14 protein-coding genes are annotated in these 17,238 nt (G+C 69.1%); 4 read left to right on the top strand and 10 right to left on the bottom strand.

Annotated features, from left to right (window positions below; translation table 11 throughout):
* Positions 1–9 precede the first annotated feature (9 nt).
* Together ACIA6A_RS09665 and ACIA6A_RS09660 are read right to left on the bottom strand one after the other, a co-directional pair.
* Positions 10–1,071, bottom strand: coding sequence for an aspartate-semialdehyde dehydrogenase (locus ACIA6A_RS09665; protein ID WP_396097068.1), 1,062 nt, complete (start codon positions 1,069–1,071; stop codon positions 10–12).
* A 10-nt stretch (positions 1,072–1,081) separates the two neighbouring features.
* Positions 1,082–2,347 carry an aspartate kinase gene (locus ACIA6A_RS09660; protein WP_396097067.1) on the bottom strand — a complete coding sequence of 422 codons (1,266 nt, stop codon included), beginning with the start codon at positions 2,345–2,347 and terminating at the stop codon, positions 1,082–1,084.
* Positions 2,348–2,510: 163 nt separating this feature from the next.
* Between ACIA6A_RS09660 and ACIA6A_RS09655 the strand changes: the two genes are divergently transcribed.
* From ACIA6A_RS09655 to ACIA6A_RS09640, 4 genes are all read left to right on the top strand, one after another.
* Positions 2,511–3,347, top strand: coding sequence for a hypothetical protein (locus ACIA6A_RS09655; protein WP_396097066.1), 837 nt, complete (start codon positions 2,511–2,513; stop codon positions 3,345–3,347).
* 280 nt (positions 3,348–3,627) lie between these two features.
* Positions 3,628–5,361 (top strand): 2-isopropylmalate synthase, encoded by a 1,734-nt coding sequence (gene leuA / locus ACIA6A_RS09650; protein ID WP_396097065.1) that lies wholly within the window; start codon positions 3,628–3,630, stop codon positions 5,359–5,361.
* A gap of 100 nt (positions 5,362–5,461) precedes the next feature.
* On the top strand, positions 5,462–6,115 hold the full coding sequence (locus ACIA6A_RS09645; protein WP_396097064.1) for an HNH endonuclease family protein: 654 nt from the start codon (positions 5,462–5,464) through the stop codon (positions 6,113–6,115).
* Between the two features lie 21 nt (positions 6,116–6,136).
* Complete coding sequence (locus ACIA6A_RS09640) at positions 6,137–6,442, top strand: hypothetical protein (protein WP_396097063.1); 306 nt, start codon at positions 6,137–6,139, stop codon at positions 6,440–6,442.
* 39 nt (positions 6,443–6,481) lie between these two features.
* Here the strand turns inward: ACIA6A_RS09640 and ACIA6A_RS09635 are convergent, their stop codons facing one another.
* The 8 genes from ACIA6A_RS09635 to ACIA6A_RS09600 form a co-directional block, all read right to left on the bottom strand.
* Complete coding sequence (locus ACIA6A_RS09635) at positions 6,482–7,555, bottom strand: ABC transporter ATP-binding protein (protein ID WP_396097619.1); 1,074 nt, start codon at positions 7,553–7,555, stop codon at positions 6,482–6,484.
* 17 nt (positions 7,556–7,572) lie between these two features.
* The gene (locus tag ACIA6A_RS09630; RefSeq protein WP_396097062.1) at positions 7,573–8,604 is read right to left on the bottom strand and encodes an ABC transporter ATP-binding protein; all 1,032 of its coding nucleotides are present in this window, start codon (positions 8,602–8,604) and stop codon (positions 7,573–7,575) included.
* The gene (locus ACIA6A_RS09625; protein ID WP_396097061.1) at positions 8,604–9,617 is read right to left on the bottom strand and encodes an ABC transporter permease; all 1,014 of its coding nucleotides are present in this window, start codon (positions 9,615–9,617) and stop codon (positions 8,604–8,606) included. Before ACIA6A_RS09625 ends, ACIA6A_RS09630 begins: the two co-directional genes overlap by 1 nt.
* Before the next feature lie 93 nt (positions 9,618–9,710).
* Positions 9,711–11,465 carry an ABC transporter substrate-binding protein gene (locus ACIA6A_RS09620; RefSeq protein WP_396097060.1) on the bottom strand — a complete coding sequence of 585 codons (1,755 nt, stop codon included), beginning with the start codon at positions 11,463–11,465 and terminating at the stop codon, positions 9,711–9,713.
* A gap of 72 nt (positions 11,466–11,537) precedes the next feature.
* On the bottom strand, positions 11,538–12,494 hold the full coding sequence (locus ACIA6A_RS09615) for an ABC transporter permease (protein ID WP_396097058.1): 957 nt from the start codon (positions 12,492–12,494) through the stop codon (positions 11,538–11,540).
* Positions 12,495–12,894: 400 nt separating this feature from the next.
* Positions 12,895–13,488 (bottom strand): recombination mediator RecR, encoded by a 594-nt coding sequence (recR, locus tag ACIA6A_RS09610; RefSeq protein ID WP_396097057.1) that lies wholly within the window; start codon positions 13,486–13,488, stop codon positions 12,895–12,897.
* A 4-nt stretch (positions 13,489–13,492) separates the two neighbouring features.
* Positions 13,493–13,825: a YbaB/EbfC family nucleoid-associated protein gene (locus ACIA6A_RS09605; protein ID WP_396097056.1), complete on the bottom strand. Its 333-nt coding sequence runs from the start codon at positions 13,823–13,825 to the stop codon at positions 13,493–13,495.
* A 71-nt stretch (positions 13,826–13,896) separates the two neighbouring features.
* Positions 13,897–17,169, bottom strand: coding sequence for a DNA polymerase III subunit gamma and tau (locus ACIA6A_RS09600; RefSeq protein WP_396097055.1), 3,273 nt, complete (start codon positions 17,167–17,169; stop codon positions 13,897–13,899).
* Between the last annotated feature and the right edge of the window lie 69 nt (positions 17,170–17,238).

Raw genomic sequence — 17,238 nt, 5'->3', positions numbered from 1 at the left:
CGATCTCCGTCAGCCCTTCGCGATCTCCGCGGCCAGGAGCTCGGCGATCTGGAGGGTGTTGAGGGCGGCGCCCTTGCGCATATTGTCGCCGGTGATGAACAGGTCGAGGGCGCGGGGGTCGTCCATCGCGCGGCGGATGCGGCCCACCCAGGAGGGGTCGGTGCCGACCGCGTCGATGGGCATGGGGAACTCGCCGGCCTCGGGGTCGTCGACCAGGATCACGCCGGGGGCGTTGCGGAGCACCTGGCGGGCCTCGTCGGCGGTCAGCTCGGAGCCGAAGACCGCGTGGACGGCCACCGAGTGGGCGGTCACCACCGGGACCCGGACGCAGGTGGCGGAGACCTTGAGATCGGGCAGGCCGAGGATCTTGCGGGACTCGTTGCGGAGTTTGAGTTCCTCGGTGGACCAGCCGAGCGGGCCGAGGTCGCCGGCCCAGGGGACGACGTTGAGGGCGAGCGGGGCCGGGAACGGGCCGAGATCGTCGCCGACCGCCTGGCGCACGTTGCCGGGGCGGGAGCCCAGGGTGCGGTCGCCGGCGACCTTGCTGAGCTGGTCGTGCAGGGTGTCGACACCGACCTGGCCGGCACCGGAGACGGCCTGGTAGGACGCGATGACGAGTTCGCGGAGGCCGTACTCGTGGTGCAGGGGTGCGATCGCCATGATCATGGCCATGGTGGTGCAGTTGGCGTTCGCGACGATGTTCCGCGGGCGGTGGCGCAGGGCTTCGCGGTTGACCTCGGGCACGACCAGCGGGACGTCGGGTTCCATCCGGTAGGCGGCGGAGTTGTCGACGACCGTGACGCCCCGGGCGGTGGCGATCGGGGCCCAGGCGAGGGAGACCTCGTCGGGCACGTCGAACATCGCCACATCGACGCCGTCGAAGACCTCGGGGGTGAGCTCGTGGACGGTCAGCTGCTCGCCGCGGCAGGGCAGCTGACGACCGGCCGATCGGGCCGACGCGATCAGCCGGATCTCGCCCCAGACGTTGCGGCGGGACGTGAGCAGCTCACGCATCACCGTGCCGACGGAGCCGGTGGCCCCGACGACCGCGAGCGTGGGCTGTCGCCCCATCGCCTGGGCCTTACCGGCCGGTGCCCGCGTAGACGACCGCGGTTTCGGTGCCACCCAGCTCGAACGTGTCGTGGACCGCGCGGACCGCGGTGTCGAGGTCGCTGTCGCGGCAGATCACCGAGACGCGGATCTCGGAGGTGGAGATCATCTCGATGTTGACGCCGGCCTCGCCGATGCAGGCGAAGAACTGGGCCGCGACACCCGGGTGCGAGCGCATGCCGGCACCGATCAGCGACACCTTGCCGACGTGGTCGTCGAAGAGCAGGCCCTTGAACTTGACCTGTGCCTTGATCTTGTCGAGCGCGACCATCGCGGTGGTGCCGTCCGCCTTGGGCAGCGTGAACGAGATGTCGGTGCGGCCGGTGCCCTCGGTCGACACGTTCTGCACGATCATGTCGATGTTGATCTCGGCCTGGGCGACCGTCTCGAAGATGCGGCCGGCCGCGCCGGGCTCGTCGGGCACGCCGACGATGGTGATCTTGGCTTCGCTCCGCTCGTGGGCGACCCCCGTGATCAGTGCCTGTTCCACGTTCGGGTCCTCCATCGAGCCGGTGACGAGTGTGCCTTCTTTGTTCGAATAGGACGAGCGTACGTGGATCGGCACCTTGAAGCGGCGGGCGTATTCCACGCAGCGCAGCATCAGCACCTTCGCCCCGCCGGCGGCCAGCTCGAGCATCTCCTCGTAGGTGATCTGCTTGATGTGGCGGGCGTTGGGCACGATCCGCGGGTCGGCGGTGAAGACGCCGTCGACGTCGGTGTAGATCTCGCAGACGTCCGCGTGCAGGGCCGCCGCGAGCGCGACCGCGGTGGTGTCGGAACCGCCCCGGCCCAGCGTGGTGACGTCCTTGGTGTCCTGCGAGACGCCCTGGAAACCGGCGACGATGGCGATCGCGCCCTCGTCCAGCGCAGTCCGCAGGCGGCCCGGCGTGACGTCGATGATCCGCGCCTTGCCGTGCGTCGAGGTGGTCAGCACGCCGGCCTGCGAGCCGGTGTAGGACCGCGCCTCGTAACCCAGGTTGTGGATCGCCATCGCGAGCAGCGCCATCGAGATGCGCTCGCCGGCGGTCATCAGCATGTCGAGCTCACGGCCGGGCGGCAGCGGGCTCACCTGGTTGGCGAGATCCAGCAGGTTGTCGGTGGTGTCGCCCATCGCGGACACCACGACCACCACGTCATGACCGGCCTTACGGGCGTCCACGATCCGCTCCGCGACACGCTTGATGCGCTCGGCGTCGGCGACGGACGAACCGCCGTACTTCTGCACGACCAGGGCCACAGCAGCCGGATCCCTTCCACTCGGAGGCACGTCAACCGGGACCAGAGTAGCCGCGGCCGCGCTCGGAGCCCGCATGCGATCCCAGAATCCGGCGCGACACGCCGGAAACGTGTTCCGGAGGTGCCAACGACCGCTATGCGCGCGCAGAGGCGAGAATGTCTCGATGCGCTCCCGCCCCCTTCCGCGCGCTCTGCCCGCCGTGGCCGCCGCCCTGCTCTCCGCGGGGCTCGTGGCCTGCGGTGGCTCCTCCGCGGCCGAGCCGCCCGCCGCGTCCGGTTCCGCGAGTCCGGCGGCCGACGCCGGCGGCACCGACGCCCGGGTCGGGCTCGCCGCGCACGCGGCGCTGGCCCTGGACCGCCATTTCACCGCGCTGTACACGGTCGATGTGCCGGGCGAGACCCAGCGCTCGGTCATGGCCACGTCGGCGGCGGACGGCACCTGGCGGGTGGACATCCCGGGCGGCGCGCTCGGCGGGACCGCGGACGTGGCCATCGCCGAGGTCGAGGCCGGTGTCTTCCAGTGCGCGATCCCTTCGGTGACCAACCCCACGCTCACCTCCACCTGCGTCAAGGTCGCCGAGAAGGACGAGCGGATCCCGAAGAAGTACGACCCGAGGATCGAACGGGTCTTCCAGCAGTGGCTGCCGGTCTTCACGGACCGCCAGTCGGCGCTGTCGGTGACGACCGCGCAGCCGCTGGCCGGGTCGTCCGGGACGTGCTACTCCATCGACTCGATCGCCGCCTCGCTGTCCGCGGTCGTCGACGTCGGCATCTACTGCTACGCCGACGACGGCCTGCTCACCGCGGCCCGGGTGAAATTCGCGACGATCACCATCGCGGGTGCGCCCGCGGCCGCGCCCGCGACCATCGACCTGCCCGGGCCGGTGAGCGGGGGCGAACCGATGGGCATGGCCTCGCCGCCACCGCCGCCACCGCCGGTCGAGCCCTCGATCGACCCGTCACTCCCGCCGGCCGCGCCATCGACGGCCCCGTCCGCGTGAAGACGGCCGTGCCATCAGCCGCCCCGTCCGCCTGAGAGACGGTCGTGCCATCGACGGCCCCGTCCGCGTGACACCGGTCGCGACCGGTGGCCTTCCCACGATCCGGGCGTAAAGTTAGCCGCGGCCGATCAGTTCACGTAGGGTGAATCTCGACATGCTGCGCGATCTTCTTCTCCTTCGCTGCCGCGACGAGGCCCCATCACAGGCCGGCACCTCGTCGCGGAGTTGATGCGCGCCGGTCGTTCCTAGCGAACTGACCAAACCTCATCAGGAGCCCCGCATGTCCACCGACACCAATCCCATTGCTCGCCAGCGCACCTCCGGGATGCCCTTTCAGCGCTACACGGCGTACCAGAACGAATTCGCCGTTGACCTGCCAGACCGCCAGTGGCCCGCCCGCCGGATCGAGACCGCCCCGCGCTGGTGTGCGGTCGACCTGCGCGACGGCAACCAGGCGCTGATCGACCCGATGTCCCCCGAGCGCAAGCGGCGCATGTTCATGCTGCTGGTCTCGATGGGCTACAAGGAGATCGAGGTCGGTTTCCCTGCCGCCAGCCAGACCGACTACGACTTCGTCCGGCAGCTGATCGAACAGGACCTGATCCCCGATGACGTCACGATCCAGGTGCTGGTGCAGTGCCGGGAGCACCTGATCGACCGCACGTTCGAGTCGATCCGCGGGGCCAAGCGCGCGATCGTGCACTTCTACAACTCGACGTCGACGCTGCAGCGCAAGGTCGTCTTCGGGCTGGACAAGGCCGGCATCACCGACATCGCCACGACCGGGGCCCGGCTCTGCCAGAAGTACGCGGAGATCCACACCCCGGACACCGAGATCTTCTACGAGTACTCGCCGGAGTCCTACACGGGCACCGAGCTGGAGTACGCCCTGGAGATCTGCTCCGCGGTGATCGACGTGATCGACCCCACCCCGGACCGCCCGCTGATCATCAACCTGCCGGCGACCGTCGAGATGGCCACCCCCAACGTGTACGCGGACAGCATCGAGTGGATGCACCGGCACCTGCCCCGCCGCGACAGCGTGATCCTGAGCCTGCACCCGCACAACGACCGGGGCACCGCGGTGGCCGCCGCCGAGCTGGGCGTCCTGGCCGGTGCCGACCGGGTCGAGGGCTGCCTGTTCGGCAACGGGGAGCGCACCGGCAACGTCGACCTGGTCACGCTCGGGCTGAACCTGTTCTCGCAGGGCATCGACCCGATGATCGACTTCTCGGCCATCGACGAGGTCAAGCGCGCCGTCGAATACTGCAACCAGCTGCCGGTCCACGAACGCCACCCGTACGTCGGTGACCTGGTCTACACCGCGTTCTCCGGCTCCCACCAGGACGCGATCAAGAAGGGCCTGGCCGCCCTGCAGCAGGAGGCCACCGCCGCCGGGGTCGACGTCGACGACTTCGCCTGGGGCGTGCCGTATTTGCCGATCGACCCGAAGGACCTCGGCCGCACGTACGAGGCCGTCATCCGGGTCAACTCGCAGTCCGGCAAGGGCGGCGTCGCGTACATCATGAAGGAGGAGCACAAGTTCGACATGCCGCGCCGGCTGCAGATCGAGTTCTCCGGCGTGGTGCAGCACGTGACCGACGCCGACGGTGGCGAGGTCGGGCCGCAGCAGATGTGGGACATCTTCGCCGGCGAGTACCTGGTGGACCACCAGCAGTTCGGCATCATCTCGCTGGAGCGGTACTCGACCGCCACGGTCGACGGCAAGGTCGAGATCGACGCGGAGATCCGCCACCGCAACACCCGCCGGCCGCTGGTCGGGGTCGGCAACGGCCCGATCGACGCGTACGTGCAGGCCCTGGAGCCGCTGGACATCAAGGTACGCGTGCTGGACTACGCCGAGCACGCGCTCACCTCCGGCGAGGACGCCCGGGCGGCCGCCTATGTGGAATGTGAGATCAACGGCCGTACCGTCTGGGGTGTCGGGGTCGACGCCAACATCGTCACCGCGTCGATCAAGGCTGTGACCAGCGCGGTCAACCGCGTCCGCTAGGCAGAACGCCGGTCTCCCGCGCGCTGCACGGCGCGCGGGAGATAAGCGGCACGGATGACTTGCCGTGCGAATCGGGCGTACCTTTCATACGCTTTGGGATGTGCCCCCTCGTTTCGCCGTTCCCCTCGCCGCTGCCCTGCTCACCCTGACCGCCGCCGCCGGCTGCGATGTCACTGTCGCCGACGACGGATCCGGATCCTCCGGCTCCTCCACCACCGGGAACAAGGGCTCGGGTGATGCCGAGGCCCAGCTCGGCAAACTCACCATCGCGAAAGCCGGCTCGATGAGCGGTTACAGCCGGGAGAAGTTCCCGCACTGGCGCAGTGCCGGTTCCAACTGCGACGTCCGTGACACCGTGCTCAAGCGGGACGGCCAGAACGTCAAGCTGTCCGGCTGCAACGTCGTCGCCGGCTCGTGGGTCAGCCGTTACGACGGTGACAAGATCACGGATCCGGGTAAGGCGGACATCGACCACATGGTGCCGCTCGCGAACGCGTGGCGGTCCGGCGCGAACAAGTGGACGACCGATCAGCGCGGCGACTTCGCCAACGACCTGGACGATCCGCAGCTCTTCGCGGTGTCGGCGTCATCCAACCGGTCGAAGGGTGACCAGGACCCCTCCACGTGGAAGCCCGAGCTGGAAAGCTCGTGGTGCGAGTACGCCCAGGACTGGATCACCATCAAGAGCGTCTGGAAACTGACGGTGACCACCGCCGAGAAGTCCGCCCTCGACAGCATGCTGAAGACGTGCTGACCTGAACCGGAAGCAGGTCCGATGACCGAACCCGAGAAGACCGCCACCCCGGAGGCCCCCGCGGCTCCCGAGGCCGCCGCCGACAGCCGGACCACCAACATCACCGCGGGGCAGGGCGGGGTGATGACCGACGAGGTCGGCGTCATCACCGGCGACCTCACCCTGCGGTCCGAACTCGCGGCGGATCAGGTCACGGTCCGCGTCCAATACCAGGAAGCCGACGAATGGTACGCGGTGACGGGCGCGAAGGCGCAGCTCAAGGACCCCGCTGACCTGGATGCCGTGCACACCGTGGCGGTCGGCATCCTGAACCGCCCCGAGGGCTGATCGTGCGGCGCACGGACCTGGGTCCGTGCGCCGTGCACGTCAGGCCGAGGCACCCGCCGGGGAGCGACCCGCGACGGCCTCGTCATCGGCCATCGGGAAGTGGCACGCCACCTGGTGCGAGGTCGGGTCGTCGAGCCGGTTGACCAGCGCCGGCTCCTCGGTCGCGCAGATGTCCTGGGCCTTCCAGCACCGGGTGCGGAACCGGCAGCCGGACGGCGGGTTGATCGGGCTCGGCACGTCGCCCTGCAACAACACCCGGCTGCGCTGGGTCCGGTCCCGGCGGCCGGGGTCCGGCACCGGCACCGCGGACAGCAACGCCACCGTGTACGGGTGCCGCGGGCTGGTGTACAGCGTGTCCCGGTCGGCGATCTCGACGACCTTGCCGAGGTACATGACCGCGACCCGGTCCGAGATGTGCTTGACCACGGACAGGTCGTGGGCGATGAACACGTACGTGATGCCCAGCTTCTCCTGCAGGTCGTCGAGCAGGTTGACGACCTGGGCCTGGATCGACACGTCGAGCGCGGAGACCGGCTCGTCGGCGACGATCAGCTTGGGCCGCAGCGCCAGCGTCCGGGCGATGCCGATGCGCTGCCGCTGCCCGCCGGAGAACTCGTGCGGGTACCGGTTGTAGTGCTCGGGGCTCAGACCGACCAGCTCGAGCAGGTCCTGCACGGCCCGCTTGACGCCGTGCTCGGTCTCGACCTTCTGGATCCGGAACGGCGCGCCGACGATCGTGCCGACGGTGTGCCGCGGGTTCAGCGACGAGAACGGGTCCTGGAAGATCATCTGCATGTCGCGGCGCAGCGGCCGCAGCTTGCCCTGACTCAGGTGGGCGATGTTGCGGCCCTCGAAGTCGATCTCGCCACCGGTCGGCTCGATCAGCCGGGTGAGCAGCCGGCCGGTGGTCGTCTTGCCACAGCCGGACTCGCCGACCAGGCCGAGCGTCTCGCCCTTGTAGACGTCGAACGACACCCCGTCGACCGCCCGCACCGCACCGACCTGGCGGCGCAGCAGACCCTTGGTGATCGGGAAGTGCTTCTCCAGGCCCCGTACGGACAGCAGCGGCTCGCCCTTGTCGGCGCGCTCCTGACGGCGTACGTCGTCGGGCACCGGGTCGTTTGCCTCGCTCACTGCGCCTCCAGCTTCGGCTTGATCTCTTCGTGCCAGATCCGCTGGCGCTCCGGCGCGGGCAGGTGGCAGCGCACCAGGTGGTTGCCGCCTCCGCCCGGGGCCAGCTCGGGCGCGACCGTGGTGCCGAGACCACCGGTCCGCGGCTCGTAGGCGCACCGGGGGTTGAAGGCACAGCCGCTGGGCAGGTTGATCAGCGACGGCGGCAGCCCGGGGATGGGCACCAGCCGTTCCATCTGGGGACGGTCGATGCGGGGCATCGAGCCGAGCAGACCCCAGGTGTACGGGTGTTCCGGGTGTTCGAAGATCGTCGCCGCGCTGGCGTACTCGATGCACTTGCCGCCGTACATGACCAGCACGTCGTCGGCCAGCTCGGCCACGACCCCCAGGTCGTGGGTGATCACGATCAGCGCGGAGTTGAACTCCTCCTGCAGGTCGTGCATCAGGTCGAGGATCTGCGCCTGCACCGTCACGTCGAGCGCGGTGGTCGGCTCGTCGGCGATCAGCAGCTGCGGGTCGTTGACCAGCGACATCGCGATCATCGCGCGCTGGCGCATGCCACCGGAGAACTGGTGCGGGTAGTCGTCCACCCGGCGGTCCGGCTGCGGGATGCCGACCCGGCCGAGCATGTCGACGGCGTGCTTGCGGGCGACCTTCTTGGACACCCGGTGGTGCACCCGGTACGCCTCGATGATCTGGTGACCGACCGAGTAGTACGGGTGCATCGCGGAGAGCGGGTCCTGGAAGATCATCGACATCTTGCTGCCCCGCAGGGCGCGTACCTGCTCGGGCGACGCGGTCACGATGTCGGTGCCGTCCAGCAGGATCTCGCCGCTGACCTGGGCGTTGCGCTTGTTGTACAGGCCCAGGATGCCGAGGCTGGTCACCGACTTGCCGGAGCCGGACTCGCCGACGATGCCCAGGGTCTTGCCCCGCTCGACGCCGAACGTCAGCCCGTTGACGCTCTTGACCAGGCCGTCGTCGGTCGGGAAGGAGATCTTGAGGTCCTTGACCTCGAGGAACTTGCCCATCAGCTGATCCTCACCCGCGGGTCGACGACCGCGTACAGCAGGTCCACGATCAGGTTGGCGACGACGACGAAGAACGCCGCCATCATGGTCACCCCGAGCACCTTGGGCAGGTCGTTGTTGTTGATCGCGTCGATCGCGTACTTGCCGAGGCCGGGCAGGGAGAACACCTGCTCGGTCAGGACCGCGCCGCCGAGCAGCAGACCGAAGTCGAGACCGAAGATGGTCAGCAACGGGGTCAGTGCGGCGCGCAGGCCGTGCTGGACGGTGACGTTGCGCTCCCGCAGGCCCTTCGCCCGGGCCGTACGGATGTAGTCCTCGCCCATCGTCTCCAGCATGCCGGCGCGGGTCAGCCGGGCGTACTGGGCGGAGAACTGGAACGCCAGGACGATCCACGGCAGCAACAGGCTGTAGAACCATTCCCCGGGATTCTCCAGGAACGGTGTGTACGAGCCGCCGGAAGCGGTCCAGCCGAGCGTGTAACTGAAGAGCAACAGGCCGATCAGGCCCGTGAAGAAGATGGGGAGCGAGACGCCGGCGAGCGAGACGCCCATCGTCAGGCGGTCGACGAAGGTGCCACGGCGCAGCGCGGACAGGACACCGGTCGAGACACCGAACGCGACCCACAGCACCGCCGCGCCGATGGCCAGCGACAGCGTGACCGGCAGGCGGTCGAGCAGGTCGGGCCACACCGGCTGGTGGGTGATGAAGGAGTACCCGAAACAGGGTGCCGGGCAGTGCTCGGAACCGCTGCCGTAGTCGTAGTCGGCACCCACGAAGATGGCCTTGACCCAGCGGCCGTACTGCAGCCACACCGGGTCGTAGAAGCCCAGCTTGTGGGCGATGAGGTTGACCGTCTCGGGGGTCGCCGCCCGGCCGACGTATCGGGTCGCGAGCGTCTCGGGTGTCGCGCCGACCAGGCGGGGCACCAGATAGAAGATGGCGAAGACGGCGGCGCTGACGATGAAGAGCAGCACGATTGCCGCGAACATCCGCCTGATGATGTACGTGATCACGAAGCCCGGCTACGGCGGCCGGCCCGGGTCACCCCGAACCGGCCGCCTGCTGCCTTCACCTGCCCAATCGGATCTAGTGCGGAGCAGTGGTAGTTACGCGACGCCGATCGCCGAGTAGTCGTACATGCCGTACGCCTCGTTGACGTAGACGTTGGTGAGGTTCTTCGGGCGGATCAGCAGCGACTTCGCGACGATGCCCGGGATGATGTACGCGTCTTCCATGACCTTCGCGTCGATCTGTCCCCAGATCGCCTCACGCTTGGTGGTGTCGGTCTCCGCCACCGCCTGGTCCAGCAGCGCGTCGACCGCGGGGTCCCGGACGGAGACGTTCGACGAGCCACCGGTCTCCCGGATGACCCGGCTGTCGACGACCTGCGAGAGGAAGCCGTAGCCGTCGTTCCAGTCCGCGCCCCAGCCGTTGACGACGAGGCCGAGCTTGTTGGTCTTGGCGTAGCCCGGGTTACCGGCGTACTGGGAGAAGTAGTCGCCCTGCGGGAACGGCTTGAGGGTCAGCTTGATGCCGACCTTGGCCAGCGCCTGCTGCATCGACTCGGCGGTCGCCTTCTCCTTCGGGCGCTCGGCCCGGTACGCGATGTTGGTCTCGAAGCCGGCCGCCTGGCCACACGCCGTGAGCTGCTCCTTGGCCTTCGCCACGTCACCGGTCGGGTCGCTCACCGGGTACGGGTCGATCTTCTGGTAGCCGGGGATGACCGGCGGGAGGATCGAGGTGGCGATCTCGCCGCCGGCGAGCGGGCCGCCGTAAGCGGTCTGGTAGCCGGTGCGGTCGTACGCGAACTCGACGGCCTTGCGGCACTCGATCTTGTCGAACGGCGCGACGTTGCCGTTGATCGAGGTGTACCAGAGGCGGGACAGCGTCGGGTTGTCCGCGCTGGCCTTCACCGTCGGGTCACCGACGACGCGGCCCAGTGCGGCCGGCTGCACGCCGGTGCCGACCACATCGATGTCCAGGTCGCCCGAGAGCAGCCGGTTGTCGATGTCGTCCGCGTTGACGTTCAGCGAGACCTCGAAGCGGTCCGGCAGCGCCTTGCGGATCGGGTCGCTCGCCGCGTCCCAGTTCGGGTTGCGCTTGAGCGAGAAGTCCTTGCCCAGGTTGTTCGTGTCGAACATGTACGGGCCGGACGAGATCACGTGCTGCTTGTAGTTCGCGCCCTTGTCCTGGGCCTCGGGCACCGGCACCGTCTGCGGCAGGGCGGCGATGTAGTCGAAGCCACCGAACGCCTGCTTGAGGTGGAAGACGATGGTGTAGTCGTCCGGGGTGGTGATCGCCGAGTCGGTGTTCGCGCCCTTGGACTTGTACGGGCCCTTGTAGTCCGCCGGGAGGTCCAGGAACCCCTCGAAGTACGCGGGACCGTTCGGGAACGTTTCCTTGTCCGTGGAACGGAGCACCGCGTACTTGACGTCCGCGGCCTTGACCTCGGTGCCGTCCTCGTACTTGATGCCCTTGCGGATCTTGTACGTCCAGGTCTTGCCACCGTCGGTGGGCACACCCGCGGCCTCGGCGAGGTCCGGGGTGAGCTCGTTGCCGGCCGCGCCGGGCTCGCTCTTGAACGTGAGCAGGCTGCGGCCGTACAGGCGCAGGAAGTCCCACGAGTAGCCGTAGTAGGTCTCGCCCGGGTCGACGGTGTCCCAGTCGCCGGAGTTGGCCAGCTTGACGGTGCCGCCCTTCTTGTCAGAAGGGTTGAAAATCTTGGTCAGAGCAGCGTTGAACTCGGCCTTGCTCGAGCCCTTGCTGTCCGAATCGGAATCGGAATTGCCACCGCAAGCGGCGGTCAGACCGAGTGCCAGGACGGCCGTACCGGCCACCAGCACTCTCTTTTTGCTGAACACTACTAACACCCTCCCTGGTGGAACGGTCCGGATCCGGACCGCCTGGCTGAAGCGGAAGTCGCCTGTCGCATCTCAGCGCCGGCTCTTCGGGTCGAGCGCGTCGCGCAGTCCGTCACCGAACAGGTTGAACGCGAGCACGGTGATGAAGATCGCCATGCCTGGGAAGAACATGAAGTGCCACAGCGTGTAGAAGCGGGAGGCATCCGAGAGCATGCCGCCCCAGCTCGCCGTCGGCGGGCGGATACCCACGCCCAGGAACGACAGTGCCGCCTCGAAGAGGATGTTCGTGGGGATCAACAGGGTCGCGTAGATGAGGATCGGCGCGATCAGGTTGGGGAGCAGTTCCTTGAAGATGATGTACGGCCCGCGCGCACCCAGGCTCCGCGCGGCGTCGACGAATTCCCGCTCCCGCAGCGACAGCGTCTGACCCCGCACGATCCGGCCGATGTAGGGCCAGCTGAAGAACCCGATGATGAAGATCAACAGGGCCATCCGCAGGGCATCGCCGGAGAGCCCGAACGCCGAGTCCGGGATGACGCCGGCCAGCGCGATCGAGAAGACCAGCAGCGGGAATGCCAGGAAGACGTCCATCGCGCGGCTGATCAACGTGTCGACCCAGCCACCGAAGAAGCCGGCGACCACGCCGAGCGTCGCGCCGATGACCACGGACAGCAACGTGGCCAGGAACGCGATCAGCAGGGAGATCCGGGCGCCGTACACGACCCGGCTGAAGATGTCCCGCCCGTTCTGCGGTTCCACCCCGAAGAGGTGGTCCAGGCTGATGCCGGTGCCACCCTTGGGCGCGAGCGTGCTCGTGTCGATGAGGTCCTGATGGAACTCGTTGGGCGGTCCGCCCAGCAGCTTCGCGATCAGTGGCGCGAACACGGCCACCAGGATCAGGAAGATGATGACGTACCCACCGGCCATCGCGACGCGGTCGCGCTTGAGCCGGGTCCAGGCGATCCGGCCGAGCGAGCGACCCTCGATCTTCTTGCCGGGAACGCCGCCCTCAGCGGGATCCGGAACCACCGGAACCTGATCAGGAACCGCTGTGCCTGGTCCTACGACCATGGAGCGCCCGGTCCTCTCCCCGGCGTCCGCACACGACGCCGACGAGCCGCGGCGCCAGGCGCCACCGGATCGGACCGGCCCCGCAGCGCGGGCAACCGATCGGTTGTCGCGTACGTGGACTAGCTACGGCCTGAACCGGAGTTGGTGACTCCGAAACGGGCGCGAGCGACCCGCGAGGCTGTCGATTCGCTCGCGTGTCAGAGGAACGCTCACGTAATTCCGCCCAGCGGTCAAGGATCCGAATGGGCTGTAATCAACTCCACGCCGCTCCGTGACGGCAGCGTGATCTGAGCGACACACCCGAAACAGTCCCCACCGAAGGGTAGCGGTCAAATCACGGGCTGTAATGACATTTCCGTCAAACAGCCCGACGACCCTCAAAAGCCCTACCGAGCGTGATCTCGTCCGCGTATTCGAGGTCACCGCCCACCGGCAGACCACTGGCCAGCCGCGTCACCGCGATACCCATCGGCTTGATCATCAGGGCCAGATAGGTCGCCGTCGCCTCACCCTCGGTATTCGGATCGGTGGCCAGGATCAGCTCCTTCACCTCACCCGTCCCGACCCGGATCAGCAGCTCACGGATCCGCAGATTGTCCGGCCCGATCCCCTCGAGCGGATTGATGGCGCCACCCAGGACGTGATACCGCCCACGGAACTCCCCGGTGCGCTCCACCGCGACGATGTCCTTGGGCTCCTCGACGACGCAGAGGACCTCATTGGTACGCCGGGTGTCGCGGCACACCCGGCACTGCTCGGACTCCGCCACGTTGAAGCAGGTCGTGCAGAAGCGGACCAGCTCCTTCACCTTGCGCAGGGTGTCGGCGAGCCGGTTCACATCCGCCGGGTCCGCGGAGAGGACGTGGAAAGCGATCCGCTGGGCGCTCTTCGGGCCGACACCCGGCAACCGCCCCAGCTCGTCGATCAGGTCCTGGATGGCACCTTCATACACGGGCTCAGAACCCCGGAAGGCTCAGGCCGCCGAGACCACCGGTGGCCGGGCCCATCTTCTTCTCGGTCAGCTCACGCTGCGCCTCAGCCGCATTGTGGATCGCGGCGAGCACGAGGTCCTCCAGCGTCTCGACGTCATCGGCGTCGACAGCCTTCGGGTCGATCTTCACGGACTTGAACTCGCCCAGCCCGGTCACCACCACACTGACCAGCCCACCACCCGACGTGCCGGTGAGCTCGGCCTCGGCCAGCTCGGCCTGAGCCTGAGCGACCTGCGCCTGCATCTTCTGCGCCTGCTTCATGATCTGCTGCATGTTCGGCTGTCCACCGGGGCGCATCACAAAACTCCTCTGTAAAGGGAACGACAGCTCCATTGTCCCGCCCGCCGCCACAAGCGCACGGAGCCGGGTCAGGACTCGCTGATCTTCTCGGCCCCGAAGACATCCCGCAGCAGCTGCATCGCCTGCTGCTCACTGCTCTGCCGGGCGGTCTTCTCGTCGATGACCTCGTCGCTGGGCTCGTCCCCCGGATCGAACCCCTCCAGCGAAGCGGCATCCACCGCCCCCGGCGGGCCGTCATACTCCGGGTCGTAGGGAGCTTCCTCGGTAGGCGACCCGTCGGACCAGGCACCCCCACCGTTGGCCGAGGAACCACCGCCGTTGTTTCCAGCGCGGTTGTTCGACGAACCAGCACCGCCACCCGCCGCCGCCCGCGAGGCCACCGCACCGGCCCCCCGCGCGGCCGCGGCCCGCGCCGCGGCGATAGCACTGCTCGGCGCCTCCTCGGGCCGGGTCCGGCTCTCATTCTGAGTCTTGGCCGGAGCCGACGCGGCTTGGCTGGTCACCGCGGTCGCAGGGGGAGCCGCCGCCGCGGGCGTGGCATTCCGGGTGAAGACGCGCCCGGTAGGAGCAGCCTCCGGCACAGCTTGCACCACGGCGGGCGGACTGTCGGCCCGAACTTGCGGCGCCTGACCCCCGGGACGAACAGGCTCCGGCCACCCGCCGTCGTCCTCGGGCTCCGGTTCCGCCGGCACACTGGGCGCCCGGACAACGGAAGCCAGCCCACCCGGACGAACAGGCTCAGGCCACCCCCCGTCGTCATCGTCATCCACCGCCGGCCGAGCGGCAGCACTCCGTGGTGCCACCCCATCCGCGACCCGGTCGCTCTGGGCCACTGAGCCCGCGGCAACTGGGACCGCGGCAACTGGGACCGCGGCAACTTGAGCCACGGCAGTTTGGGCCAGGGACGGTTGGGGTGCGGCGGCTTGGGCCACAGGTGACTGAGCTGCGGGGGCTTGGGCCACAGGTCCTCTGGCGGCCGCGTTGGGGACCTCGGCGGGCGCTGACTGCGGGCGGGCCGTTGTCGCTGCCCGTTCGGGCTCCCGGCCGCCACCGTCCCCGCGTGGCGGTGGGCCCTGGGGCCGGCGAGGCGCGGAGCCGCCACCACCACCGCCGTCACCGCCCACGTCACAACGGATCTGCCACCGCACCCCGAGCGCCTCGTATAGGGCGTCCGCGATGAGTTGCGGTTCGGCCGACACCATCCGGGCGTGCGCCGGGAAGCGGAACGTCAGGACCAGCGTCTGGCCTTCGAGCTCCCGCACGGTGGCACCCTGGGCCAACGCGGAGATCTTCTTGCTCTTCCGCCCGACCGCCACCATGATCTCCGGCCACACCTCGCGGATCGACGCGGCGGTGAGCTGCCCGGGCGCCCCGGTATCAGCCACACCCCCGAAGTCCTCCGGCGCATCCGGCATGATCCCGGCCGGCTCCCGGACCGGCGGCGCAGAAGACACCGGCGCAGAGGAAATCGGCGCGGCAGAAACCGGCGCGGCAGAAACCGGCCTGGCAGAGACGGGTGCGGCAGAGACGGGTGCGGCGGAGAACGGCGCCGCGGACACCGGCGTGGGTGACGGTGGCTCCGACATCGGCGGCTCGTCCATGTCCCAAGGTGGGGACTCGTCCTCCGGGGTCGGCCGGGCAAGCTCCGCACGGGACAGCCCAGCTCCGGCCGCAGCCGGAGCGGGTGCCGCGGAAACCGGCACCGCAGAACCAGGCCCCACGGACATGGACGCCCCAGAATCAGGCGCCGGAGACACGGGCTCCGCAGAACCGGGCGCCGCGAACACGGCCGCCCCAGAGCTGGCCGCCCCAGAGCTGGCCGCCCCAGAGCTGGCCGCAGCCGGAGCAGGCCCCGCAGAACCAGGCACAGCGGAACCCGGCGCCATAGAACCAGGCGCCATAGAACTAGGCGCCGTAGAACCAGACGCTGCGGCCACGGACGCCGCGGAGGCGGGTGCAGCGGACACCGGGGCTGCGGACACCGGGGCTGCGGGGGAAGCGGCCGCTGCGGGCTTGGGGGACGTTCGGCGGCCGGCTGCTGCTGCCGCGGCTGCCGCGGCGGCTCGGGCTGCCGACAAGCCTCCGCCGCCGGGACCGGCCGGGGGTGGGGCTGACGAAGCTTCCTGGGGAGGCGTGGACGGGTGCTCCGCGCGTACCGGAAGGGGGTCTGTGTCGCCGGTCAGGGTGAGTCGCCGCTCCATGCGCTCCAGGCGCTGGAGCAGCGAGCCGGTGGAGTCCTCGGCTCCCGGCAGGAGCATGCGGGCCGTGATCAGCTCGAGGAGGAGACGGGGGGCGGTGGTGCCGCGCATCTCGACCAGGCCGTTGTGCACGATGTCGGCGCAGCGGGAGAGCGTTGCCGGGCCGAGGCGGGTGGCCTGGGCGGCCATCTGCTCGAGCTGGTCGGCCGGGCCGTCGATCAGGCCCTTGGTGACCGCGTCCGGGATCTGCTGCAGGACGATCAGGTCGCGGAGGCGTTCGAGCAGGTCGGAGGCGAAGCGGCGGGGGTCGTGGCCGGCTTCGGCGACCCGGTCGATGGTCTGGTAGGCGGCTGCGCCGTCACCCGCGGCCAGCGCGTCGCACATCTCGTCGAGCAGGGCGGCGTCGGTGACGCCGAGCAGGGCCACCGCGCGGGGGTAGCTGACACCGTCCGGGCCGGCGCCGGCGATGAGCTGGTCGAGCACGGAGAGGCTGTCCCGGGCGCTGCCGCCACCGGCCCGGACGACCAGCGGGAAGACCGCCGGATCGACGTGGACGCCCTCGGCCTCGGTCAACTGCTGCAGGTACGGCCTGAGCGTCGCGGGCGGGATCAGCCGGAACGGGTAGTGGTGGGTCCGCGACCGGATCGTGCCGAGCACTTTTTCGGGCTCGGTGGTGGCGAAGATGAACTTCACATACTCCGGCGGCTCCTCGACGAGCTTGAGCAGCGCGTTGAAGCCGGCCGACGAGACCATGTGCGCCTCGTCGATGACGTAGATCTTGAAGCGGCTGTTGGCGGGCGCGAAGAACGCCTTCTCACGCAGCTCACGGGCGTCGTCGACACCACCGTGACTGGCCGCGTCGATCTCGATGACGTCGATCGAGCCGCCACCGTCGTTGGCCAGGGACCGGCACGAGCCGCAGACACCACAGGGCTCGGGGGTGGGACCCTGCTCACAGTTGAGCGAGCGGGCCAGGATCCGGGCGCTGGAGGTCTTGCCACAGCCTCGCGGACCGGAGAAAAGGTAAGCATGGTTCAACCGCCCGCTGCGCAACGCCTGCGACAACGGCTCGGTGACGTGTTCCTGCCCGATGACCTCGGCAAACGTGCGAGGTCGATACTTGCGGTAGAGGGCCAGTGCCACTCCTGCCTCCTCTGGACGACCGCGCCATTCTCCGTCGGGGGTACGACAACAACAAACGGCGGGGCCGAA

The sequence above is a fragment of the Actinoplanes sp. NPDC051494 genome (genome assembly GCF_044454705.1).
GTDB lineage: Bacteria > Actinomycetota > Actinomycetes > Mycobacteriales > Micromonosporaceae > Actinoplanes.
The sequence above is the reverse complement of the archived record's forward strand: the minus strand, read 5'-3'. Positions and strand labels throughout refer to the sequence as shown.